At 43.9% G+C, this 24,723-nt stretch carries 18 protein-coding genes, 1 other RNA gene and 1 pseudogene; 3 read left to right on the forward strand and 17 right to left on the reverse strand.

Features of this window, described 5'->3' with window-relative positions; genetic code table 11:
* Positions 1-140: 140 nt before the first annotated feature.
* A complete protein-coding gene (gene secA / locus C9J47_RS21530; RefSeq protein ID WP_107255346.1) occupies positions 141-2,873 on the reverse strand; it encodes a preprotein translocase subunit SecA in 2,733 nt (910 codons plus the stop codon).
* A 354-nt stretch (positions 2,874-3,227) separates the two neighbouring features.
* Between secA and C9J47_RS21535 the strand changes: the two genes are divergently transcribed.
* The gene (locus C9J47_RS21535) at positions 3,228-3,689 is read left to right on the forward strand and encodes a DUF721 domain-containing protein (protein WP_107255347.1); all 462 of its coding nucleotides are present in this window, start codon (positions 3,228-3,230) and stop codon (positions 3,687-3,689) included.
* Between the two features lie 97 nt (positions 3,690-3,786).
* Here the strand turns inward: C9J47_RS21535 and lpxC are convergent, their stop codons facing one another.
* From lpxC to rsmI, 16 genes are all read right to left on the reverse strand, one after another.
* Positions 3,787-4,701, reverse strand: a complete 915-nt coding sequence (lpxC, locus tag C9J47_RS21540; protein ID WP_107255348.1) for a UDP-3-O-acyl-N-acetylglucosamine deacetylase — start codon at positions 4,699-4,701, stop codon at positions 3,787-3,789.
* A gap of 181 nt (positions 4,702-4,882) precedes the next feature.
* A complete protein-coding gene (gene ftsZ / locus C9J47_RS21545) occupies positions 4,883-6,067 on the reverse strand; it encodes a cell division protein FtsZ (RefSeq protein ID WP_107255349.1) in 1,185 nt (394 codons plus the stop codon).
* Positions 6,068-6,100: 33 nt separating this feature from the next.
* On the reverse strand, positions 6,101-7,357 hold the full coding sequence (gene ftsA / locus C9J47_RS21550) for a cell division protein FtsA (protein WP_107255350.1): 1,257 nt from the start codon (positions 7,355-7,357) through the stop codon (positions 6,101-6,103).
* Positions 7,358-7,372: 15 nt separating this feature from the next.
* A complete protein-coding gene (locus C9J47_RS21555; RefSeq protein WP_107255351.1) occupies positions 7,373-8,134 on the reverse strand; it encodes a cell division protein FtsQ/DivIB in 762 nt (253 codons plus the stop codon).
* Between the two features lie 265 nt (positions 8,135-8,399).
* Entirely contained in the window at positions 8,400-9,860 is a 1,461-nt protein-coding gene (gene murC, locus C9J47_RS21560) for a UDP-N-acetylmuramate--L-alanine ligase (protein ID WP_107255352.1), read from the reverse strand.
* Positions 9,861-9,875: 15 nt separating this feature from the next.
* Positions 9,876-10,940, reverse strand: a complete 1,065-nt coding sequence (gene murG, locus C9J47_RS21565) for an undecaprenyldiphospho-muramoylpentapeptide beta-N-acetylglucosaminyltransferase (protein WP_107255414.1) — start codon at positions 10,938-10,940, stop codon at positions 9,876-9,878.
* Positions 10,927-12,162 carry a cell division protein FtsW gene (gene ftsW, locus C9J47_RS21570; protein ID WP_107255353.1) on the reverse strand — a complete coding sequence of 412 codons (1,236 nt, stop codon included), beginning with the start codon at positions 12,160-12,162 and terminating at the stop codon, positions 10,927-10,929. The genes murG and ftsW overlap by 14 nt, the downstream gene beginning before the upstream one ends.
* Entirely contained in the window at positions 12,156-13,499 is a 1,344-nt protein-coding gene (murD, locus tag C9J47_RS21575; RefSeq protein ID WP_107255354.1) for a UDP-N-acetylmuramoyl-L-alanine--D-glutamate ligase, read from the reverse strand. The genes ftsW and murD overlap by 7 nt, the downstream gene beginning before the upstream one ends.
* Entirely contained in the window at positions 13,500-14,582 is a 1,083-nt protein-coding gene (gene mraY / locus C9J47_RS21580) for a phospho-N-acetylmuramoyl-pentapeptide-transferase (protein ID WP_107243731.1), read from the reverse strand.
* Positions 14,579-15,985, reverse strand: coding sequence for a UDP-N-acetylmuramoyl-tripeptide--D-alanyl-D-alanine ligase (gene murF, locus C9J47_RS21585; protein ID WP_107255355.1), 1,407 nt, complete (start codon positions 15,983-15,985; stop codon positions 14,579-14,581). The genes mraY and murF overlap by 4 nt, the downstream gene beginning before the upstream one ends.
* The gene (gene murE, locus C9J47_RS21590) at positions 15,982-17,502 is read right to left on the reverse strand and encodes a UDP-N-acetylmuramoyl-L-alanyl-D-glutamate--2,6-diaminopimelate ligase (protein WP_107255356.1); all 1,521 of its coding nucleotides are present in this window, start codon (positions 17,500-17,502) and stop codon (positions 15,982-15,984) included. Before murE ends, murF begins: the two co-directional genes overlap by 4 nt.
* A 14-nt stretch (positions 17,503-17,516) precedes the next feature.
* A complete protein-coding gene (gene ftsI / locus C9J47_RS21595; protein ID WP_107255357.1) occupies positions 17,517-19,271 on the reverse strand; it encodes a peptidoglycan glycosyltransferase FtsI in 1,755 nt (584 codons plus the stop codon).
* Positions 19,272-19,274: 3 nt separating this feature from the next.
* Positions 19,275-19,595, reverse strand: coding sequence for a cell division protein FtsL (gene ftsL, locus C9J47_RS21600; protein ID WP_107243727.1), 321 nt, complete (start codon positions 19,593-19,595; stop codon positions 19,275-19,277).
* On the reverse strand, positions 19,592-20,539 hold the full coding sequence (gene rsmH, locus C9J47_RS21605; RefSeq protein WP_107255358.1) for a 16S rRNA (cytosine(1402)-N(4))-methyltransferase RsmH: 948 nt from the start codon (positions 20,537-20,539) through the stop codon (positions 19,592-19,594). Before rsmH ends, ftsL begins: the two co-directional genes overlap by 4 nt.
* 557 nt (positions 20,540-21,096) lie before the next feature.
* An RNA gene (gene rnpB, locus C9J47_RS21610) (RNase P RNA component class A) lies at positions 21,097-21,479 on the reverse strand.
* A 136-nt stretch (positions 21,480-21,615) separates the two neighbouring features.
* A complete protein-coding gene (gene rsmI / locus C9J47_RS21615) occupies positions 21,616-22,476 on the reverse strand; it encodes a 16S rRNA (cytidine(1402)-2'-O)-methyltransferase (RefSeq protein ID WP_107255359.1) in 861 nt (286 codons plus the stop codon).
* A gap of 61 nt (positions 22,477-22,537) precedes the next feature.
* Between rsmI and C9J47_RS21620 the strand changes: the two genes are divergently transcribed.
* Entirely contained in the window at positions 22,538-24,370 is a 1,833-nt protein-coding gene (locus C9J47_RS21620; RefSeq protein WP_107255360.1) for a penicillin-binding protein activator, read from the forward strand.
* A pseudogene (locus C9J47_RS21625) lies at positions 24,345-24,721 on the forward strand (YraN family protein). The gene C9J47_RS21620 and the pseudogene C9J47_RS21625 overlap by 26 nt, the downstream one beginning before the upstream one ends.
* The last annotated feature ends 2 nt before the right edge of the window (positions 24,722-24,723 follow it).

Raw genomic sequence — 24,723 nt, forward strand, 5'->3', positions numbered from 1 at the left:
AAGCACCTATATAAAAGGAATGAGTATCGAGATACGAGGCGTCTGATTCTTCGGAACTCGCCCCTAGCTTCTCTAATTAGGGATAAACAAAAGGCCGCTTGCGCGACCTTTCGATATAAAACAATGGTTCAGTGGATCAATTAGTTGATCTTACCGTGACATTGCTTGTATTTCTTACCAGAACCACATGGGCAAGGTTCGTTACGGCCAACCTTACGCTCTTCACGTTCAAACGTACCAGACTCAGCAGGCTGTTCAACATCGCTTTCATCTGCAATTTGACTTGCAGCATTTTGATGCTGGTATTGCTGACGACGTGCAAGCTCTTCAGCCTGTTGGCGACGTTCTTCTTCCATGCGATCAACTTCTTCTTGTTGCTGCACACGTACTTTACTTAAAATCGATACAACATCAGACTTCAAGCTGTCTAGCATCTCCTCAAACAGTTCAAACGATTCACGCTTGTATTCCTGCTTAGGGTTCTTCTGTGCATAACCACGAAGATGAATACCTTGGCGAAGGTGGTCCATTGCAGCTAGGTGCTCTTTCCACAGCGTATCAAGATTCTGCAACATCACAGTTTTCTCAAAGTTACGCAGTACTTCAGCACCAACCACTTCTTCTTTTTGCTGGTACACTTCAATCGCTTTCGCAACAATGCGCTCACGAAGTGCTTCTTCGTAAAGCTTATCTTCTGTATCTAACCACTCTTGAATTGGGAGCTCTAAATCAAAGTCTGCCTTTAAGCGTTCTTCTAGACCCTTAATATCCCACATTTCTTCAAGAGACTGTTGTGGAATATAAGTATCAACAACAGCAAGAATCACATCATCACGGTTTTGCGTAATCATGTCGCTGATATCGTCAGCATTCATCAACTCATCACGTAGTTCATAAACCACTTGTCGTTGATCGTTGGCAACATCATCGAATTCAAGCAATTGCTTACGGATATCGAAGTTACGGCCTTCAACTTTACGCTGTGCGTTTTCAATCGCTTTCGTTACCCAAGGGTGCTCGATCGCTTCGCCTTCTTCCATACCCAGCTTCTTCATCATGTTTGACACACGATCTGAAGCAAAAATACGCATCAAGCCATCTTCCATTGAAAGATAGAAGCGCGATGAACCTGCATCACCCTGACGACCAGAACGACCACGAAGCTGGTTATCGATACGACGAGATTCATGACGCTCAGTACCTGTGATATGTAAGCCACCAGCAGCTAATACTGTTTCATGACGAATTTTCCAATCCGCTTTAATCTGAGCAATTTGAGCATCAGTTGGATCTTGCAGATTCGCAATTTCTTCCTGCCAGCTACCGCCCAACACGATATCGGTACCACGACCAGCCATGTTAGTTGCGATGGTTACAGCGCCAGACTGACCAGCATTTGCAATGATATACGCTTCTTTTTCGTGGAATTTAGCATTCAGTACTTCATGCTTAATACCCGCTTTTTTCAGCGCATTAGAGAGCAATTCTGATTTTTCAATCGAAACCGTACCGACAAGAACAGGCTGACCTTTAGCAAAGCGTTCTTTAATATCTTCACAAATAGCCGTGAACTTTTCAGCTTCTGTCATATAAACCAAATCGCCCATATCGTCACGGACCATCGGCTTATTGGTTGGCATTACAACCGTTTCCAAACCATAGATAGACTGGAATTCAAATGCTTCTGTATCTGCCGTACCCGTCATACCGGATAGCTTGCTGTACAGACGGAAATAATTTTGGAAAGTGATTGATGCCAGTGTTTGGTTTTCGTTCTGGATCTTAACGCCTTCTTTCGCCTCAACAGCTTGATGAAGACCTTCAGACCAACGACGTCCTGGCATGGTACGACCCGTGTGCTCATCGACAATAATGACTTCATCATCTTTTACGATGTAATCAACATCACGCTCAAATAGCACATGGGCACGTAAAGCAGCAGTAATATGGTGTAATAGGCTGATATTAGAAGGAGAGTATAAAGTATCGTCCTCAGCCATCATTCCCTGTTGCATTAATAATTCTTCAACAAACTCTTGACCATTTTCTGTCAGGTGAGTTTGCTTCGATTTTTCATCGACAGTGTAGTGGCCTTCGCCACGGAATTCTTCGCTATCTTCTTGATCTTGTTTTACTAACTGTGGGATCAATAGATTAATTTTAGTGTACAGATCTGAGCTATCTTCAGCAGGGCCAGAAATAATCAGCGGAGTACGAGCTTCATCGATTAAGATTGAATCCACTTCATCGACTACGGCAAAGAAACGTTCACGTTGTACGCGATCTTCAGGGCGGAAAGCCATGTTGTCACGCAAGTAATCGAAGCCAAATTCGTTATTTGTGCCGTAAAGTACATCGGCACTGTACGCTTCTTTCTTTGCTTGAGGTGGCATATTAGGAACGTTGATACCAACGGTCATACCTAAGAATTCAAACAATGCACGGTTAGTTTCTGCATCTCGCGCGGCGAGGTAATCGTTCACTGTTACAATGTGAACACCTTTACCGGTTAAGGCATTCAAATATGCCGGTAAGGTTGCAGTTAGGGTTTTACCTTCACCAGTACGCATTTCTGCAATTTGGCAGTTATTCAGTACCATGCCGCCAAGTAGCTGCACGTCAAAGTGACGCATACCAAAGACTCGCTTTGATGCTTCACGCACTGTCGCAAATGCTTCTGGTAGAAGTTGGTCTAATGATTCGCCTTGATCTAGACGCTCGCGGAATTCAACGGTTTTGGCCTTTAAATCTTCATCTTGTAGGCTGTCAAACTGAGGCTCTAGTTTATTGATCTCATCGACAATTTTGCGCATACGACGCAGAGTGCGGTCGTTACGGCTACCGATAACTTTAGTCAGTAGTTTTGATAACATGGCTATGTCGTTTCTCTTTGTTATATCAGCTTATAATACGTGCTGAATAGCTTAATCAGGGTTTCATTCGGGGAGCATTAATCCCTGTCCCGCCGGTATCTGTCATGCAATATGACAATGAGGCCAACAACTGAAACAATACGGTTGTAAGAGATATTGTGCCACCCTTTTATAAATTCAAGGGCTATACAGAAACAATCCTCATAATGAGTACTGTGTTTCAAGTATCTTCACTTACAGAACTGATATAATAAGCCATATTAACGGCATAGCCTATGGCTAAAGCTGGTGTCTTTCTTTTCATATTCGAAAAATTAGGACTTAGACCTCAATTATTGATACGGAATACGTGTTATGAGAGACCATCGCCCTCAAACCCCTGCAAGTTTGCTCGATGACAAAGACTTAAACAACATCCAACAGCGTGCTATTGCACTGAGTAAACTCAATGCAGCCGTTAAACAACACTTAAATTGTGCTCAGCACTGCCGTGTCAGTAATTACCGCCAAGGCACCTTAATCATTGAAACGTCTTCGGCATCATGGTCAATGCGCTTGAATTACGAACGCAATAGTTTGATGATAAAATTACGTGAGAAACTATTGCCTCAATTATCAAACATTGAGGTCAAGGTAAATCCTGAACTGGCTGCAATACAAAGAGCCAAAGAAGATAAAATACCGGATATCATTCAAAAGCCAATCAGTGAAATAGCTGAACAACATCTACTGGCCACAGCGGCGAACGCACCAGAAAAGGTGAAACGTAGGTTAGAACGCTTAGCTCAGATTGCTCGAGACAAGCGCCAGCGATAAATAATAAATTTCATCTATATACGGTTAATACTGACATTCAGATACAAAAAAGCCGAACTAAGTTCGGCTTTTTTAAATTTTTATCGTGCTGCGAGAGTTACGCTAACACCATACCTGGTTGAGCAAATGTCACTGGCACTTCTTCGTCTTGGAAAGTGGCCCATTCATACGCTTCTTGATCAGCTAACACTGCACGCAATAATTGATTGTTAAGTGCATGGCCTGATTTGTAAGCACGCATTTCACCAATAATATTGTGTCCACACATGTAAAGATCGCCAATGGCATCCAATACTTTGTGCGTAACCAGTTCGTTATCGAAACGCAGACCGTCATCATTAAGAATACGGTAATCATCCAATACGATAGCATTATCGAAACTACCACCCAGAGCTAAGTTCTGAGATTGTAAGTATTCAATATCGCGCATGAAACCAAAGGTTCGTGCACGACTAATGTCTTTAACGAATGACTTGCTCGAAAAATCGAGCACTAAGCGTTGCTGATCGGCATCAATTGCTGGGTGATTAAAATCGATAGCAAAATCTAACCGGAAGCCATTAAATGGAACAAGCTCTGCCCATTTATCTCCATCTTCAATACGTACTGGTTTTTTAATACGAAGAAAACGCTTAGGCGCATTCAATGTATCAATACCTGCAGATTGAAGCAGATAAATGAACGGACTCGCACTACCGTCCATAATCGGAATTTCAGGTGCATCGACTTCGATAATAACGTTATCAATGCCCATGCCTGCTAATGCGGCATTTAGGTGCTCAACGGTTGAGATACGCACGCCGTCCTCGTTAACAAGGGCGGTACATAGCATGGTATCACGTACAGAATTCGCATCTGCAGGAAAATCTACAGGCGGGTTTAAATCTGTACGGCGATAAATCACGCCAGTATTTGCTGCGGCAGGACGCAGAATAAGCGTCACTTTACGCCCAGAGTGGAGGCCCACACCAGTCGTTTGCACTATGCTTTTAAGTGTACGTTGTCTGATCATCTGCTTATATCTCAACTGTTTTCAAGCTAATCATTTACTCATCATCCTGCTATAAACAGGAAATGGTCAGAAATAGTACCATGGATCTGGTCATTTCCCAAACAATTTACAGATTAGCTATCCAATCATGCACTTACAAAATAAGACAATCATGGATAACTACTGACCTTGTTATTACTACTTAGTCAGCTTGCTTTCGCAAAAATGCTGGAATATCCAAATAGTCATGGTCAGCCTGAGGCTTAGATTTTGGCGCTGCAGCTGCTGATGCTGGCTGTTGCACGTTACTTTCTAATGCCACTGACGACTGCATCATTGATGAAGATTTAGTTTCTTCAACTGATACCGGCGCGGCTGGTGTTGCTTGCACTGGCTTAGAAGCAGTTACCAGAGTAATATCTGGCTTAGATTCTTTACCAATACCTGTTGCAACAACCGTTACACGTAGCTCGTCGCTCATGTCTGGGTCAAGTGAAGTACCGATAACAACGGTTGCATTATCTGATGCAAACGCCTTCACGGTATTACCGACCGTCTCAAATTCGTCAAGACGCATATCTAGACCAGCAGTGATGTTAACAAGCACACCACGAGCACCAGCTAGATCGATATCTTCAAGTAACGGACTAGAAATAGCCATTTCAGCGGCTTCTTCAGCACGATCATCACCAGTAGCAACGCCACTGCCCATCATCGCGTGACCCATTTCAGACATCACGGTACGAACATCGGCGAAATCGACGTTGATCATACCTGGACGGGTAATTAGCTCTGCAATACCCTGAACGGCATTTTTAAGAACATCATTCGCCTTAGCAAATGCATCCAATAACGTAATGCCACGACCAAGCACTTTAAGCAGCTTTTCATTCGGAATAGTGATTAAAGAATCAACATGCTTAGAAAGCTCTTCGATACCTTGTTCAGCAAAAGCCATTCGCTTCTTACCTTCAAAGCTAAATGGTTTGGTTACCACCGCTACAGTAAGAATTCCCAGCTCTTTAGCTACTTCAGCAATAATTGGTGCTGCACCTGTTCCAGTGCCCCCACCCATGCCTGCCGCGATAAAGATCATGTCAGAACCTTCAAGTTCTGCCTTGATCGCTTCGCGATCTTCCAGTGCCGAATCTCGGCCCACTTGTGGGTTTGCACCCGCACCCAGACCTTTAGTGATATCACCACCAATCTGAATAACAGTGCTTACACTGGTTTTACGAAGTGCCTGCGCATCAGTATTAACACTGATGAACTGAACGCCTTCAATCGATTCACGTACCATGTGATCGACAGCATTACCGCCGCCGCCGCCAACGCCAATGACCTTAATAACAGCTTCATCAGACATTTCCATCATCGGTTCAAACATGTGTTCTCTCCGTTCATCCTGTTCGCATCAGGGTTAAAATTCTTTTTTAAACCAGCCACTAATTTTAGTAAATAATCCCGAAACTGAACGTTTAGGTTCTATATCACTATCATCAAATGCCTGACTGTCCTTTCCGTAATGCAGTAATCCTACTGCCGTTGCAAAATGCGGTGCCTGAACATAGTCAGTTAATCCATTGAGCTCTAAAGGTTTACCTATACGTACTTGATTACGGAAAACCCGTTCAGCACATTCAATCAAACCTTCCATTTGTGAAGCGCCGCCCGTAAGGACGATGCCTGCCGCCAAATGATGTTTAACGCCCGCATCTCGCATTTGATCTTGTATATCTATGAGCTTCTGATTAACCAGCCCTAATAACTCACTGTACCGAGGCTCTATCACTTCCGCTAAGGTTTGGCTTTGTAAGCTACGTGATGGTCGACCGCCAACACTGGGAACATCGACTTTTGCATCTTTACTCACCAACTCGCTTAACGCACAACCGTATTTCACTTTAATTTCTTCAGCATCGCCTAGGGGAGTACCAAACGCATAAGCAATATCACTAGTAACAACATTGCCTGCATATGGAATCACTTCTGCGTGACGTAATGCCCCACCAGACCATACAGCTAAATCCATTGTGCCGCCGCCAATATCCACAACACAAACGCCGAGTTCACGCTCATCAGGGGTTAGCACAGCATGGCTCGCCGCAAGGCCAGAGAAAATTAAGTGATCCACTTTTAGTCCACAACGCTCTACCGCTTTAACGATATTACGCGCCATATCATTGTGACAAGTGATCAAATGAACACTGGCTTCCATTCGAACTCCTGATAAACCAACCGGGTTTTTAATTCCCTCTTGATAATCAATAGCAAATTCCTGAGGAATTACATGTAAAGTTCGGTGTTCATCGCTAATTTTTACTGATTTCGCCGTATGAATGACATTATCAACGTCATCCTGAGTTACCTCTTTATCAGAAATAGGCACCATGCCTTTTTCTGTTTGGCAACTAATATGCTTACCTGATAACGACAAGTATACGGAAGATATCTGACAATCTGCCATTAATTCGGCTTGATCCACCGCACGTTGAACAGATTTTACGACAGATTCAAGATCATTGACTCCACCCTTATCCATTCCCCGTGACGGGCTACTACCCACACCGATAACGTTCACATTGCCATCTGGAAGCACTTCCCCTACCAAAGCACATACTTTGGAGGTGCCGATATCAAGACCAACTATGAGTTTTTTATCTGCCGCCTTCGTCATTAGCGCACGCTCTTATTATTGTTCTGGAACAATTTTCCAACCCACAGCTGCGCCAATATCATAGCGCAAATCTACGTAATCTATTGCTTTGCCTTGCTTTTCTAATTCAGGGTAAAGCCATATAAAACGTTCAAGTCGTTCAATTCGAGCTTCTCGACCAAGTTCTAGTCGAATACCATTTGTTAACCAAATACGCCAAGCTCGACGTTCATTAAGTGCAAGAGTATCAATTTCAAATCCCGCACGTTGTAATCTGGGTTGCATTTCACGCAACACTTCAAGCTCTTCTTTACTACTGCCTTCTGGGCCGGCCAAATTAACTAGTTGTAAATCAGTTACTTGTTGCGAATCTGCTTTAAATACGTCTCCTTGTTGATTCACCAAATACTTACTATTCCACACAGCAATTGGTTGGTGCTCAACAAGGTATACTTTTAATGTATCTGGCCACTGCTTTCGTACAGAGGCTTGTGCGACCCAAGGTAATGCCTCAAGTGCAGCTTGAATATCATCGACATCTTGTGTCATGAAACTGCTTAGATGATCAAGATGCCATATCGCCTGGCGTACATCGTCAGTCGTCAAATAATCCAAATCACCCTGAATAACCAGTTGTGACAAGGGTAAACGGTTTGCATCTGTCATCCAGTTCATCGTGGCACTAATCAGCCACACAGTGAAACCAATGACAAAAAGAAAAAACGCCAATCCCCCCCAGCGTTTCATTACAACTGAAGGTGAAAGGGAATTTATTCTTTTTACGACTGCTTCAGTCATTTTTTAATTCGCTTTACCTATCGCAGAGGAGAGTATTGCTCCAACGCTTGAGCATAATACTTTTTAGCCCTAACAAGCAAAGTTGGACGATTATACCGACCAACTCGTTGCTCTCCAACTGTTGTTACTACTTTTAGCCACAACAAGTGAAATCAATTCCATTATGATGATAATAACTATCTTACTATTTTTGGCAGAATAAACAAAATAATGCCAATTATCACAAAAAAGTTCTGAAAATTACCATCACGAATAGGCCAAACGACTATTCTGCTCGCATTGCTGCGATATCTAGCTGCAAGTCTGCCAATTGACGGGCTATTTTGCCAACATCACCAGCACCTTGTGTCAGAAGTAGATCATCATTCTGAAGAATATTAGCTAATACTGATGGCAAATCTTCATGCGTTGGCACGAAAATAGGGTCAATCTTGCCACGACCACGAATAGTTCTACACAAAGATCGTCCATCGGCGCCAGGAATTGCTACTTCTCCTGCAGAATAAACATCTAGCATCAATAAAACGTCAACCTGTTCCAGTACATGCGCAAAATCTTCATAAAGATCGCGAGTACGGCTATATCGATGAGGTTGAAAAATCATGACCAGACGTTTCTTTTCCCAGCCAGCACGAGCAGCTTGAATCGTAACATCAACTTCACTTGGGTGATGACCATAATCATCAACCAGCATCACACTGCCGTTACCCGTTTCAAACTCACCAAGATGATCGAATCGACGCCCAGTGCCTTCAAATTCCAACAGTGCACGAATGATGGCATCATCATCAACGCCTTCTTCGGTAGCAACAGCAACCGCAGCGGTTGCATTCAGTGCATTATGCTTACCTGGAATATTTAACTTCACATTTAAGTCAGGCTTTCCTGCACGTAAAATGGTGAAGTGTCCTTGATGAGCATACTGCTTATATTTAACTATACGCACATCGGCATCATCAGAGAAACCGTACGTTATAATCTGACGTCCAATCCGAGGTAATAAGTCTCGCACCACAGGATCATCGACACACATAACGGCCAAACCGTAGAACGGTAAATTATGTAGAAAATCGATAAAGGTTTGTTTTAATACTTCAAAATCGCCGCCATACGTATCCATATGATCAGCTTCAATGTTAGTAACAACGCTAACCATAGGTTGAAGGTGCAAGAAAGATGCATCACTTTCATCAGCTTCAGCAATCAGATAACGACTACAACCTAAGCGCGCATTCGTACCAGCACTTTTTACTAAGCCACCGTTAACAAACGTTGGATCTAAGCCTGCTTCAAAATAGATTTGAGTCATTAATGCAGTGGTTGTCGTTTTACCGTGTGTTCCCGCGATCGCGATACCATGACGGTAGCGCATTAATTCAGCAAGCATCTCAGCACGGCGAACCACGGGAATGCGAAGTTCACGAGCAGCAACAAGCTCTGGGTTATCTTGAGCAATAGCAGTTGATACGACAACAACACTCGCACCATTCACATTGTCAGCGGCATGCCCAAAAAAGATTTCAGCACCTTTTCGGGTTAAACTGTCTGTTACCGCATTTGGCGCAAGATCAGAGCCACTAATGCGATAGCCTTCATTCACTAAAACTTCAGCAATGCCGCTCATGCCTGCACCACCAATCCCAACAAAGTGAATACGCTCTACACGACGCATTTCTGGTACCATTGTTCTAATTTTTGCTAATTGCTGGTTGTCCAGTTTACTCATCACTCTGTTCTCTTCTTATTTTCGTGCCAACGATTTAATGACATCTGCGACGCGTACATCAGCATCAACAATCGCGGCTTCTCGTGCAGCAACAGCCATTTGCTTTAATACTTCACGATCTAATTGGTTCAATTCTTCAGCTAGCCCTGCAGCTGTTAAATCCATTTGTTCTATCATCTTTGCCGCCCCACATTGCACTAAATGGTCGGCATTCAGTGCTTGCTGGCGATCTTTGTGCATAAACGGTACAAAAATAGCACCAACACCGGCAGCCGATAACTCTGACACTGTTAATGCACCCGAGCGGCAAACAACGACGTCAGCCCATGCATACGCAGCAGCAACATCATCGATAAATTCAGTCACTTTATGCGGCACATTAGTGCTATTTGCATAAGCTTGCTCCGTAACTTGCTGGCTGCCTTTTCCTGCTTGATGCCAGATCGTCACTTTGTTACCGAGTAATCCTGCAACTTCAGGTAACGTTTGATTAAGGATTCGCGCCCCTTGGCTTCCCCCCATAACCAAAATTCGCACAGGACCTTGTCGCTCAGCAAATCGCTCTTGAGGGCTTGCTAGTGCTATCACATCTTGGCGGACAGGATTACCAACAACATCTTTATTAGCAAAAGCTCCCGGAAAAGCTTGTAATACTTTCGCTGCAATACGTGATAACCATTGATTGGTTAATCCAGCAACTGCATTCTGCTCATGTAAGACAACGGGGACACCTGATAACCAAGCAGCAACACCGCCAGGACCGCTTACATAGCCCCCCATGCCTAATACCACATCAGGCTGCCAAGCTTTTATGTATTTACGAGCTTGTAAAATAGCACCTACAATCTTGAATGGTGCCGCAAGCAAACGAGTGATTCCTTGCCCACGCAGCCCTTTTACTTTAATGAAATCAATTTCAATGCCATGTTTAGGCACTAAATCAGCTTCCATACGATCAGCGGTACCTAACCAGCGGATCTCCCAACCTTCTTCTTGCAATTTTTTTGCCACAGCAAGACCAGGGAAAACATGACCACCAGTACCACCAGCCATCACTAGTAAACGTTTATTCTTGTTCATCGTTGTTGTTACTGTCATTTAAACTACTGTCATCCAATTCTTCAGATTCTGCCGGACCATACTTGGCAAACAGCCTCTGTTCGTGATCAATACGGAGTAAAATACCCACCGCGGTAGCCATTATAAATAAGCTCGAACCACCGTAACTGATCAAGGGTAACGTTAACCCTTTTGTTGGTACCATGCCTATCGCAGCACCAACATTCACCAGCGTTTGGAATGCGAACCAAAAGCTAAACCCACATGCTAAAAAGCCACCAAATAACTGCCCAGACTGCAAACACTTGCGCCCAATGAATAGCGCTTTAAATACCAAGGCAAAAATTAATAGCAATACAACAGTAACGCCAATAAGGCCTAATTCTTCACCTAAAACAGCAAATACAAAATCCGTGTGCGCTTCCGGTAAATATTCTAATTTTTGAATGGAGTTGCCTAGCCCTTGCCCCATCAGCTCGCCACGTCCAAACGCCATTAATGACTGGGTAAGCTGATATCCACTACCAAAGGGATCTTCCCATGGGTCAAGAAAAGACGTCACTCGACGTAATCGATAAGGTTCGAAAACAATCAAAAGGCCAATGCCTAACAATGCGCCAGAAATCATCACTAAAAACTGCCAAAGCTTAGCCCCGGCAATGAACAACATACCCACAGTGGTAACAAACATTACAACGAATGAGCCTAAGTCAGGCTGCATTAACAATAAAAAAGCGAGAATACCCAGTACGGCAAGTGGTTTTATAAAGCCAATGAAACTAGCGCGAACCTGACTATATTGGCGAACTAGATAACCCGCCAAAAAAATAAATAATGAGAGCTTAGCCACTTCCGCGGGTTGAAGATTAAAAACCCCTAATGGGATCCAGCGAGCCGCACCATTCACCGAACGCCCAATAAGCAGAACGATAATAAGCAATACAATCGACAGAAATAACATTGGCACGCTGAATTGCTTCCAACGCGATAATGGTACTTGTACGACCCCAGCGATGATCACTAAAGAACAAACAAGAAAGAAGGCATGTCGTAGTGCAAAATAAAAAGGGATGCCTGTTAAACGGGTCGCAACAGGTACTGAAGCTGAGGTAACAATCACAAGGCCTGTGATCATTAGAGATAACGCAATCCAAACTAATTGGCGATCATACAAACACGGTGCTGGAGGTTTCGTTAACCACTCGCCGACGGTTGAAGCGCCATTCTTAGCTTGGCTTAACATGCCTTTGCTCCTGCAACACGATGTTGTAAGGCTTTGGCTTGTTCAACAAATGCATCACCTCGTGCCATAAAGTTGGGGAATTGATCAAAGCTAGCACACGCTGGCGACAATAAGATCATATCGCCTTTTTGCGCGGTATCTGCAGCGATAGTCATTGCTTCAGCCATTGTCTCAGTACAAATGGGGGCATCAACCAACGACATAAACTGATTTCCATCACGGCCAAAACAGTAAAGCTGTACATTTAAGTCAGCCAAAACAGGTTTTAGTTCCGAAAAATCAGCCCCTTTCCCATCACCACCCACCAGCAGATGTAACTTACCCGGCAAGTTTAGCCCTTTAAGTGCGGCTAACGTGCTGGCTAGATTCGTTGCTTTCGAGTCATTCACCCATTTAACATCATGTTGATTCACGACCAACTGACAGCGATGTGCTAAACCGTTATAACGCTGCAAAGCACGGCATGCGGCTTGATGATCGATGTTAACGGCATCTGCCAAGGCTAATGCAGCTAAACTATTCGCTACATTGTGTCGCCCCACCAACGCTATATCACTTGTCTTCATGATCGGTTGAGCGTCTACGGCTAAAAACTCTTCTCCGTCTAACATCACTAAGCCATAATCTTGATTATCAAAGCCAAAGCTGGTGATTTTATGGCGGAAGCGAGTAGGTAAAGTAGCTAGATCATCGCGGTTGTATACCGCTAATGCAGCATGTTCAAAAATTCGCATTTTTGCCAAGCTATAATCTTCTAGCCCGTCATAGCGATCCATATGATCTTCAGAAAGATTAAGATATACAGCAGCTTTTAACTCTAACGATGAGGTTGTTTCAAGTTGGAAACTAGATAGCTCAAGCACATACAAATCATGCTCGTTCACTAACATATCTAACGCAGCAAAGCCGATGTTGCCACCGACCCCCACATTGATACTGGCTTCTTTTGCCATTTCACCAATCAGACTTGTCACCGTACTCTTGCCATTAGACCCAGTGATCGCCACGACAGGCTTTGTCACAGCACGGGCAAATAGCTCAATATCACCGACGATTTCAATACCTGCGGCTTTAGCAGCAACTAGCTCAAGCGTAGCCAGCGCAATGCCTGGACTCGCAACAATCAAATCAGCCTCTAACAGCCAATTCATATTCCATTGCCCTGCACATAGCTCAACGCTAGAAGGAAGTTTATCTTGCCCAGGCGGTATTGCGCGGGTATCAATCACTTTGATATCACGAGTGCCAGTTTGACGTAGCCAGAAATTAACAACCGACAAGCCTGTTATCCCTAAACCAATGACAACAACCTTTTTTACACCGCCTAAGCCTTTCATTTATCGAACCTTCAATGTTGCCAAAGCAATCAATACTAGCATTAACGTAATGATCCAAAAGCGCACAATAACACGTGGTTCAGGCCAGCCTTTTAGCTCGTAATGATGGTGAATCGGTGCCATGCGGAAAATACGCTGTCCACGAAGTTTGTAAGAACCCACCTGTAAAATGACAGAAACGGTTTCCATTACAAACACACCGCCCATGATCACTAATAGCAACTCTTGACGCACTAATACCGCAATCGTCCCCAATGCACCGCCTAATGCTAATGAACCTACATCGCCCATAAACACTTGTGCTGGGTAAGTGTTAAACCACAAGAACCCTAAACCAGCACCCACAATTGCGGTACATAAGACCACCAGCTCACTGGCATCTTTGAGATAAGGAATGTGTAGGTATTCCGCAAAATTGACGTTACCTGTAGCCCAAGCAATAAATGCCATACCACCAGCAACCATCACTGTAGGCATAATAGCTAAACCGTCTAGGCCATCAGTCAAGTTAACGGCATTACTGGTGCCAACAATAACAAAGTAGGTTAATACGATATAAAGCAAGCCGAGTTGTGGCATGACGTCTTTAAAGAAAGGCACAACCAATTGAGTGGCTGCGGTATCTTTACCGTGCATATACAAGGCAAAAGCAACAACCAGTGCAATAACGGATTGCCAGAAGTATTTCCAACGGGCAATAAGGCCATCAGAGTTCTTGTGCACCACTTTACGGTAATCATCAACAAACCCGACAGCGCCATAACCGAGCATTACGGCAAGCACAGCCCAAATGTAAGGGTTTGATAAATCAGTCCACAATAACGTTGTTATCGTAATCGCAGCCAGAATCATGATGCCGCCCATCGTTGGCGTACCACGCTTGCTGAAATGAGATTCTGGTCCATCATTACGGACAATCTGACCGATTTGCAGCATTTGCAAACGCGCAATAAGGCGTGGCCCCATCCATAGCGAGAGTATCAATGCTGTCAATACGCTCATAATGGCGCGGAAAGTCAGGTATTCAAACAATCTGAAAAATGGATATGATGGTTCTAGTAAATCGGCTAACCAATAAATCATTGTGTATCTTCCTGCAGCGCTGCAATCACGTGTTCCATTCGAGAACTACGTGCACCTTTTGCTAACACTGTTACCTCTTGGTAATGTTGTTGATTAATATTAAGCGGATGAAGTTGCGCTTGTAATTGTTCAATTAATATTGATTTATCTGCAAAGTGCTGCCCTTGATTTAAGTCACTAACCACTGCACTTGCACAACCGAATGTGAATACCTTATCTAAGCCTTTCGTCATGGCATACTCTGCCACTTCACGGTGTAAGCTTGCACTGTCTTCACCCAGCTCAGCCATATCACCGAGTACAAACCAACGTTGACCAGTAAAAGAAGCTAATAGATCAATCGCAGCTTTAACCGAAGCAACACTCGCATTATAGGTATCATCGATTAAACGTAAACCTTCTCGAGGGTGGCTCACATCTACTCGACCTTTTACGTTAGCTACTTGCTCAAGACCCGCTTTAACCTGCTCTAACGTTGCTCCAACTGCCATTGCTAACGCAGCTGCAGCAAGCGCATTGGACACATTGTGAGTACCCGCTAACGTTAATGTAATATCCGTCGTGCCTTCAGGGGTACACATTGTAAAACAAGCTAGCCCTTCAGAGTTAATAAAAATATCAGTTGCAGAGAAATCTGCATCAATATCCGTTAAAGAGAAGGTTTTTACAGTGTGCTGAGCCAAAAGTGACTGCCACATCGCGACATCATTGGAGTCTAAATTAATAATGGCAGTACTTAAACCTGAATCATTTAAGGGGGCGGTTAACCCTTCAAAGATTTCACCTTTCGCTTTTGCAACGCCAGCGAGCGAGCCAAACCCTTCAAGGTGCGCAGCAGCAAGGTTATTGATCAAGGCGACTTGAGGCTTAACTAAATTGGTGGTGTAGGCAATTTCTTTTTGATGGTTAGCACCCAATTCGATAACGGCAAATTCATGCTCTGGGGTTAAACGTAATAATGTCAGTGGTACACCGATGTCATTATTGAAGTTGCCCGCCGTGGCTAACACATTACCTTTTTGGCTTAAAATTTCAGCTGCCATCTCTTTAACTGTCGTTTTACCACAACTACCGGTTAGTGCTATCGTCTTCAGGCCATGACTTTTCTCCATGGTCTGCTTTAACCAAGCACCTAATAACCCAAGCGCTTGATGAGTGTCTTTAACGACTAACTGGGGCAGTTCAACAGGTAAGTGACGACTCACCAATAATGCGGCAGCGCCGTTATCCATTGCATTTTGACAAAAGTCATGAGCATCGAAACGCTCACCTTTTAATGCAATAAACAATGTATGAGCAGAGACAGTTCGCGTATCTGTCGAAACATTGGCAATAGTGATATCGTTGCCGATTAACTCTGCACCTAAGACATCAGCCAATTGCGCTAACTGAACCTCTATCATGCCGTTTCCCCAAATAAAGCTTGTACCGTTTCACGGTCAGAATAATGAATGGTTCGATCTGCGAGAACTTGATAATCCTCATGACCTTTTCCAGCTAATAAAATAATATCATTCGCTTGTGCGTGTTCTATTGCATAAGTGCACGCTAATTTACGATCGTGGATCACTTGTGCTTGCTGTGGCAATACTAACCCTTGCAACATATCACTGACGATAGCGGCTGGCGCTTCTGTGCGCGGATTGTCATCCGTAATAATAATCTGATCCGCTAAGCGTTCTGATATTTCAGCCATCATAGGACGCTTACCAGTATCTCGGTCGCCACCGCAGCCAAAGATACACCATAATTTACCCTGACAATGCACGCGTAACGCTTGCAGTGCTTTTTCTAAAGCATCTGGCGTATGAGCATAATCAACTACAACCATCGGTTTGTCAGAACGTTGAAAAACTTCCATTCGACCAATCACTGCTGTCAAACGTGGTGCTACCGCAGTCAATTTATCAATAGAGTGCCCTAAGGCTAATAACGTCGCTAATGCCAGCAATAGATTCGACACATTAAATGAGCCAACAAGCGGTGCTGTAAACTGACCTGCCCCCCAGCTAGAATCAAAAATTATATTAACGCCTTGAGTGCTGTACGCGACATCCGTTAACCATAACGCTTGTCCCTGATAACCTTCGCCTAAACGCGCTTTATCCGTTACGACTGCAACCGCATTAGGTAAGTCGGCTAACCAAGATAATCCAATATCATCATCAGCATTAATAACAGGGATGCCCGCTTGATGTTCGGTGAACAAACATTTTTTTGCATCCGCGTAATTTGCCATATCACCATGATAATCAAGATGATCGCGACTTAAATTGGTAAAGATACTGGCAACAAACTGCAAGGCTTTAACACGTCCTTGCACTAAACCGTGTGATGAAATTTCCATTGCGGCAAAATCAGCACCTTGATCGACAAGAGCATGCAATACATGAGGAATTTCAATCGCATTACCCGTGGTGTTAACCGCAGGTATAAGGCTATTTAACAAACCATTACCTGTCGTTCCCATAACTCCTGCGTTATAACCAATGAGATTCGCCCATTGTGCTAACAGTTGGCTAATGGTGGTTTTCCCATTCGTACCTGTCACAGCCAATAATTTAAGACGTGTATCGGGTTGGGCATAAAAGCGATTGGCAATCGCTGAAAGGTACTGATTCAATTGCTTAAAATAAATAATCACGATACCGTCTTGCTCAACAATATCACCATGCTTAGCGATATTCTCGGCTTCAGCGAGAACAGCAGTTGCCCCAGCGTGAATTGCCGCCGGAATAAAGCCACGACCATCAACGGCATGACCATTAACAGCAACGAATAAGTCATCGGCTTCAATTTGACGACTATCAATCGTCATATTTTCCACACTGTGTTCACGCCACTTTTCTTGCCAGTCAGATGTGGCCATCCACGGTGAAAGCAATGATCCAAGTGTGATCGATTGACTAGGACTTAACATTTACATCGCCTCAATTATTTATTTACGATATTCATTTTATCAATGGTGTCGGCATCAGGCGGCACATTCAAAATTTGTAATGCGCTTTGCATGACTTCAGCGAAAATCGGCGCGGCTACAGCACCACCATAATACTGCTCACCTTTCGGTTCATTCACCATCACGACCATTGCTAAACGCGGCTTACTGATCGGGGCAACACCTGCTGTGTAGGCTATATAGTCATCACCATAACCACCCGCGATCGCTTTTTTAGCGGTACCCGTTTTTACCCCAACACGATAGCCAGGAACTCTTGCACGCCAGCCGCCACCACCGCCCGCTTTATCGGTTACAGATTCAATCATCGTCAGTACTTCCTCGACTAACTTAGGGTCTATAACCTGTTTACCAGGAACGACTTTCTCTGTTTTTAAAATCGATAATGGACGTTTCAGCCCTTTGGCACCTAAGGTCGCGTAAACATGCACTAACTGAATGGGTGTAACAGACAAACCATAACCGTATGCAAATGTTGCTCGTTCAATATCAGACCAACGACGTCGATTAGGGAACAAGCCCACAGCTTCCCCCACTAAATTAATACCCGATGGCTCATCAAACCCAACACGCTGGTACATCTCAATAAGATCTTCAATGGGCATAGCAAGCGACAGCTTCGTCATACCAATGTTACTGGATTTCTGCAAAATGCGACCAACCGTCGCTTCTTTTTCAATCCGAGAGACATCAGAAACATAATTACTACCAACACGTAAACGACGCCCCGGTATTTTAATCAGTGTACTTTCATCAACAATGCCACTTTCCATGGCTTCTAATACACCAAACGGCTTTACCGTCGAGCCTGGCTCAAAAGAATCGGTAATTACGCGATTACGCATTTTATACGATTGACGATCATTGCGATTATTCGGGTTAAATGACGGCGCATTAACCATTGCTAATATTTCGCCAGTATTAACATCAGCAAGCACAAGACTCGCAGATGTTGCTGGTAAATTAACGATGGCTTCTTTCATCGTACGGTACGCTACCGCTTGAATACGTTGATCAATACTTAATTCTAGTGGTTTGCCGGGTTCACGTTTTTGCAAAGAGATATTTTCAACCACACGCCCATAACGATCTTTCCGTACCGTGCGTCGGCCGGGCTCTCCGGTTAACCAACCATCATAGGTGCGCTCTACACCCTCTAAACCATGGCCATCAATACCTGTCACACCAATCAGATGGGCACTAACTTCACCAGAAGGGTAAAAGCGACGAGATTCATCTTTTAACCCAATACCCGGTAATTTCAATTTACTGACATAATCTGCCATTGCTGGGCTAACTTGGCGGGCTAAATAAACAAAACGACGTTTTTGGTATTTTTCCAGACGGGCTAATAATTCTTGTCGGTCTAAACCCAATACATCCGCGAGGGCATGCCATCGCTCAACTTGCTGCATCCCACCATTTTTATAAATTTGAACAGGATCTGCCCAAACGGCTTGAACGGGGACGCTAACAGCTAATTGCTCGCCATTACGATCTGAAATAATCCCTCGAGCTGAAGGCATGGCTTTTACACGTAGTGAGCGTAAATCACCTTCTTGAATTAATCTTCCAGGTTCGAGTACTTGAATATATGCGGCACGGCCGATGAGGGCAGCCAAGGCAAGAAATATACAGCCGCATATAACACCAAAGCGCCACGGAATAAATGCCGATGGCGCTTTCTGGCGTCGCTGATTTTTCGTCTTTGAGCTTTTAAATAATGCCATAAATTATTGCACAACGATTTCATTCTTAGCAGAAGGGCGTTTCATGTCGATTTCCTCTTCGGCAAAGCGCTCTACTCGGCTATGCTCCGCTAGTGAATTCTCTTCTAGAATTTGATTTCGCCATTCTATATCTAGCTGATCCCGTTCTATGAACAACTGCTCCTGCTGAGCGATCATTTGCCGTGATTGGTGGGTGACATACACCACAGCCAAAGCAGACATTAAGATCAGGATCAACAAGATCGCAGGAACACGGCCGACCGACACGATATCTCGTGCGATCAGACGGGCTAAATTAGAAGGCGGTTGTGGATCTAGACTCATAGGCGTTCAGCAAGGCGCAGTACAGAACTACGTGCTCGCTTGTTATCACCTAGCTCATCTTTAGAAGGCTTGATGGCTTTGCTCGCCATTTTTAAATCAGCAGAGCCCAACGCTTTGATTTGATCTTCTGTTAACGGGAAACCCGCTGGTACTTCTGGCCCTTTACTATTCTTGCGAATAAAGCGCTTCACCATGCGATCTTCCAGTGAATGGAAACTAATTACAGATAAACGACCTTGTGATGCTAACACTTTAACCGCACCATTTAATGCCGTTTCAATTTCATCAAGTTCGCTATTAATATAAATACGAATCGCTTGGAAACTGCGCGTTGCAGGGTGCTTATGCTTGTCTCTAAACGGAGATACATTTGAGATTAAAGCCGCTAATTCTGTTGTACGAGTTAATGGCGCTTTGTCAGGGTTTTCGCGATGCTCAACAATGCCACGTGCAATGCGTTTAGCAAAACGCTCTTCACCAAATTCTTTTAGTACCCATGCGATGTCATCAGCTTCTGCTTCTGCTAGCCACTCTGCTGCAGAGATGCCTGATGTAGGATCCATACGCATGTCTAACGGGCCGTCACGCATAAAACTAAAGCCGCGTTCAGCATCATCTAGCTGCGGTGATGACACACCTAAATCAAGTAATACACCGTCGACACGACCGATTAAATCACGCTCCTCCATGTACTTTTCCATACCGGAAAACGGACCATGGATAATACTGAAACGCGGGTCATCAATAGTTTGTGCTTCAGCAATCGCTTGAGGATCACGGTCGATACCATAAAGGCGACCATTTTCACCTAAATGAGATAGGATTAGGCGGCTATGTCCACCACGTCCAAAAGTACCATCGATATAAATACCGTCAGGTTTAATCGCTAGGCCGTCAACCGATTCATGAAGCAGGACGGAGATGTGTGCTAATTGTTCAGACATATAATTAATTGGTTTCAGCTAAAGTGAAAGCTTACTGAGGCGGTTTATTTAAATGTCACCCCAGCCTGAAGTTGTATCTTGTATCTAACAATTTACTGTTAAAGCGGTTTATACCCGATTTTAACGTAATAAAACGAGCAATAAACAGGCTTAATACAGCAAACCTAAAAATGGCTAAATTACCGTATCAACAAAGAGACTATCACAGGTATCACAATAGCGCTTTGTCATCGCTAACAGCCTTTTCATTTTTACATTACCATCACAGCTTCAAGCATAAACCGCTATCGTTCATATACCTAAATTCATCAAGAACTTATAACAATATAATGAGTATTCATCGTTACGAAGGCTGTGCTGCATTTATTTTCCCATAAACCGCACGACAAAGTGTACGTATGAGACAAAAAAGTTGTCAAGCAAGTAAGAACATTTAACGTCAGAGATACGTCATAAGTTAACGATTTTAGATTTGATGGATAATTTCATACGATAGAAACGACAAAAGGTGATGTTAACTTCTAATAAGAGAAGTCAACATCACCTTTTATTCGAATAGGTGGAGTTGGTCTATAAGCCGGGTTTTGTAGCTGCTTTCGCAGTGGCAACCATTCCTCTAGGCCTGCAATCACTCACAGGCTCAAGCAACCTACCCGTCCCCAACGCGGGCCGCGCCATTAGGGACCTATTTGGTCTTGCTCCGGGTGGAGTTTACCATGCCACGAACTATTACTAGCCGCGCGGTGCGCTCTTACCGCACCCTTTCACCCTTACCTGTTCTCGCAAGCGAGTCATCGGCGGTATACTCTCTGCTGCACTTGTCGTGGGCTCGCGCCCCCCAGACGTTATCTGGCACCCTGCCCTTTGGAGCCCGGACTTTCCTCCCCTCCGTCAGTCTCCCTAAGGACATCAACGAAGCAGCGATCGCCTGACCAACTCCGGTGGCGGATTCTATAAGAGTCCAGCACCAGTTACCAGTAAAAGATCACACACAAGCACAAAGCGTCTAAATATCGAACAATAAATCAGTTTTATTACGCCATTATAAACAAACGCAGTGCGTTGCGTTTAAGATCTTAATCGAGGTTTTCTAATCCCCACTTATAAAGCGCATTTTTCTTTACACCATGGATTTCAGCTGCCAGTGCTGCCGCTTTCTTAAGAGGTAACTCTTTGACTAATAAAACCACGGTACGCAGCGCTTCAGCAGGTAAATCATCTTTTGCTTTACGGTGTCCGGCGACTAAAACCACCATTTCACCACGAACACGATTACTGTCTTCACTTAACCAATCAATCAACTCGCCTAATGGTGCCCCATGGATTGTTTCATACGTTTTTGTTAACTCTCTCGCTAACACAACTTGGCGTTCTGGGCCTAACACCGCTAACATATCAGCTAAGGAATCTGTAATTCGGTGCGGTGATTCATAAAAAATTAATGTGCGCTCGTCGTCAGCAAGTGATTGAAACGTATCACGGCGTCCTTTACTCTTTGGTGGAAGGAATCCTTCAAAACTAAAACGGTCAGACGGTAAACCTGCACCACTTAGTGCAGTAATAACCGCACAAGGGCCAGGTAAAGGCACAACTTTTACACCCGCCTGACGACAGCGGTTAACTAAATGATATCCTGGATCACTAATCAGAGGTGTGCCAGCATCGGATACAAGAGCGATACTGGTACCCGCCTGAAGCTTTTCGATCAAATAATCAGCTTTTTGCTGTTCATTATGATCATGAAGCGCAAAGGTGCGGGTAGAGATAGAGAAATGCGACAGCAAGCGCGACGTGTGACGAGTGTCTTCAGCAGCGATTAAATCAACATTTGCTAAAACATCCAATGCACGGTGTGTAATGTCTGCTAAGTTACCGATTGGTGTGGGTACGATGTACAAAGTTGCAACATCTACCATGCATGAATTGGTCTCTCTCATTTGTTTAAGATCTCATCTGCAATTAATATAGTAAGTAATTTTTCACAGTTGAATGAATTCAATGCTCAATTTTACCCATAAGCGTAAAAGTGTATCACGACTCTTGGCACCTGTAGCCCTTGCCGTGATTTTGGCGGGCTGTAGTTCGTCAAACCAACAACAAGCTTCTGCCTCTAATATCACTGCGATAGCAACTGATACTTCGGCAAATTACCTCATAAAAGCAGAATCCAGTGATGGTATTGAAAGCATCGACTGGAATATTCTTGCTTTAAAGGCCTTAATCAAAGAAGGCCAATGGACTCAAGCAGATAACCAAGCAAAACGCTTGAGCCGCATGTCTCTTAGCCCAATACAAATGGCTGAGTGGCAGCTTGCACGCGCAACATTGCGCTATCAGCAAAGACAACCACAAGAGGCATTGGATACATTAAATTTCCAACCTTGGTGGCCGCTTCCTGATAACCAATATAAACGTTATTTCATGCTACGAGCAGAGCTACTTGGTCAATTAGGCCAACACTCCAAAGCCGCTCGTGAACGCACGATGCTTGATCAGTACTTACCATCAGACCAAAAGAACGCCAACTGGCAAAACCTATGGCAAGATCTATCAAGCTATAATAACAGCCAACTGCAATCTGTTAGTTTGAAGGAAGATGAAACAGTATTACGAGGCTGGATTCAATTAAGCATCTTGAAAAATACCTATTCACAACGACCTGTTCGTCTTAAAAGCGCCGTTGATGAATGGTTAAGCATGAATCCTTATCACCCTGCGCATCAATATTTGCCGACTGAACTTGAAGCCATCATGTCAATGGAAGTGGCAGAACTCGATAATGTCGCGTTATTACTTCCTCTAACAGGCCGATTTGAATCGCAAGGTAAAGCCGTGCGTGATGGTTTTATCAATGCAATGCTTGATGATACCAGTAGAGATACAGACACTGAGTTGACGGTTTTTGACACTGAAGCGGAGTCAATAACTGCGATCATGGCAAAATTACAAGCCAATGGTACGCAATTTGTTATCGGGCCTTTACGCAAAGAGAAAGTGACCGCATTTCAACAAAGCAATACCAGCCAAATCAACCTTCTGGCACTTAACCAACCAGAACAGCTAGATGTAAGCCAAGCCCAGTCTTGCTACTTTTCGCTATCACCAGAGCAAGAAGCAGAACAAGCTGCGCAACATTTATTTGCTAAAGGGCATCAATATCCACTCGTGCTCGCACCAAAAAGTAAATTTGGCCAACGTGTAACTGACGCTTTTAACGAACAGTGGCAGCAATTAACTGGCCGTAATGCCGATATTGATACCTTCGGTTCACGCAAACAAATTCAGCAACAGATATCACGTATTTTTGGCTTAAACGACAGCCAAGCACGTATTAGCCAAATGAATCAATTAACGGGTGTTAAGCTGGAATCACAGCAGCGTAGCCGTCGTGATACAGATGCCGTCTACCTGATTGCGAATAAAAGTGAGCTAACACTGCTTAAACCATTTATCGAAGTGGCAATTAACCCAGAAGTTAAACCACCGAAACTTTACGCAAGCTCACGTGGCAACCCTAACGCTAATAGCGACAATAGCGAATTACGTGGGATTGAATTTAGTGATATTCCTTTGATCATAAATCCTGAATCAGGCTTTATGGAACGTTTTGATAGCCTATGGCCAAATGAAAGCAATACCAGCATTCGTTTACACGCTTTTGGTATGGATGCCTATAAGATGGTAACTGAATTACCGCAGATGCGTGTTGTTGATAATTACACCGTTCAAGGTATGACTGGCCAGTTAGGTATTGATAACCAATGCGTCGTTCAACGCGAAATGGACTGGGCTGTATTTACGTCTGATGGTATCACCCCTGCCGCTGAATAAGCGTCAACAAGGACAGGTTTATGAGGTAATGGCAGAGCAGTATTTGCAGCGCCATCACCTCAAACCTGTTGAAAGAAATTTCACTTGTCGATCAGGTGAAATAGACTTGATCATGCGTGATAAAAGCTGTGTCGTATTTGTCGAAGTGAAATTTCGTAAGCAGAATCATTTTGGTTCTGCCGCTGAAGCGGTAAACTGGCGTAAGCAACAGAAACTGAAACGTGCGGCACTGTTGTGGCTTAAAAAAATAGCCTATCGACAGAACATACCGAGTTTCGTTTTGATGTGGTCGCAATTCAAGGCCCCGATCAGCAGATTGAGTGGTTTACCAATACCCTAGTTGAAGGTTAGTC

It is taken from the genome of Photobacterium indicum (assembly GCF_003026215.1).
Lineage (GTDB): Bacteria > Pseudomonadota > Gammaproteobacteria > Enterobacterales > Vibrionaceae > Photobacterium > Photobacterium indicum.